Origin of the sequence: Fischerella muscicola PCC 7414 (assembly GCF_000317205.1) — a bacterium.
GTDB classification, from domain to species: Bacteria; Cyanobacteriota; Cyanobacteriia; order Cyanobacteriales; family Nostocaceae; genus Fischerella; species Fischerella muscicola.
This window is the reverse complement of record NZ_AJLK01000014.1, coordinates 1-1,347: the sequence shown is the minus strand read 5'-3', so window position 1 is coordinate 1,347 and position 1,347 is coordinate 1. Positions and strand designations below refer to the sequence as shown.

The window sequence follows — 1,347 nt, the reverse complement described above, 5'->3', positions numbered from 1 at the left end:
GAAGATGTTACTTATGATGTTTGGGTAGTTTTTTTACCCTTGTTACATATCTTAAAGTGCATATTTCGATTTGTAAAGTCTTTTCAGAAATCTCTACTTCTGGTATGATATTTACCCTAATTCATATCTAGATTCAGGGTTGACACTGCTTGCTCGATATCAAGAGCCAAGAATTTATCCAATGCCAAATACATCCAGTAGAGAGATAATTGTGGATCTGGACTTGTTTTGCGAAAGCCTACTGCTGTTGCTAAGTTTTCTGAAGTTGGATGGATGGCGAGTGTATACATGTCGCAAAGATTAGGAAAATCCGCTTGCATCCGTATGAGAGTTTTTTGGACATCTTTTAATAATTGACACAAAAGATGATGTTGCTGGTGGGACAAATCTAGTTGGAAGCTGCGGACAAACACAGAAGTACAATCCATATCCCCTGGTGTTGCCATTTTGATGGGATCGGTTTCTGTAGCAGCACTGAGATGAAGACTTCTGCTAGGGGGGAGAAAAAATTTTTCTTCAGATTCTCTAGCTGTAGGATATACAACATAAAAACCAACTGGATCTTGAGTGTCGTAGCGACGTAACACCCTCATACATATTGGATATTGGGCTGCCCAGGTACGCAGTATTCTTGCTATTCTCTGGGGGACAGCCGTAGTTTTTTTGTTCATCCAGTTGTAATTTTGAGCCAAAAAAGTTGCAACGGGGATGGCGTCAGTGCGGGGATTGAAGTTGTCTGGTACAAAATCTATTGATTTTTGAGTATTTTCAGAATTGTAAGGATTTGGCAATAAGTATTTAATGCGAATACAAGTAGTGTTGCCATCAAACTCTTTCTCAATTAATCCCAAGGCTACGAGTTTATCAATCATCATACCCGCCGCGCGATCGCTTCCTCGTTCTTGCTGACTATAAAAGAGTTCATGGGCTTCGCGATGAGTACAAGCAACAAAGCCTTCTGGTAAAGATAACTCTGTTAAAGGTAGCTGTAATTGCTTACCTAATTCTTGCTGCTGTTTTAGGAATAAATAAGCCCATAATTTGACAAAGCACTCCGCCCGACGGCGCGTTATCCCAACTCGCCCTTTCACCTGCGATACATATTTGCGCTGTTGTTCAATCGGGAACCACTCATCGATGCTGGCAGGATTCATATCAAAAGACTCTTTAGCAAACTTCTCTCAAGCTTGGCAACACAACCAACTACAAAACATCAGAACTCGTGGCTAATGCTTCTCAAAAAGCTAACTAGACACAGCTATTCTTATTATTTCGCGGTTAATGGGCTACACACGTTAGTTTTAGAAAAACTTCACCCTACTTCAGTTTGATCCCGTTAACTAGTAG

At 40.6% G+C, this 1,347-nt stretch carries 1 protein-coding gene; it reads right to left on the bottom strand.

Going from position 1 to position 1,347, the window contains the following annotated elements; genetic code table 11:
- Positions 1-116: 116 nt before the first annotated feature.
- Entirely contained in the window at positions 117-1,154 is a 1,038-nt protein-coding gene (locus tag UYI_RS0102125; RefSeq protein ID WP_016865041.1) for a hypothetical protein, read from the bottom strand.
- Between the last annotated feature and the right edge of the window lie 193 nt (positions 1,155-1,347).

Excerpts from the sequence above, each read along its gene's own strand:
- UYI_RS0102125 (WP_016865041.1), bottom strand. The coding sequence starts at position 1,154 with ATGAATCCTGCCAGCATCGATGAGTGGTTCCCGATTGAACAACAGCGC.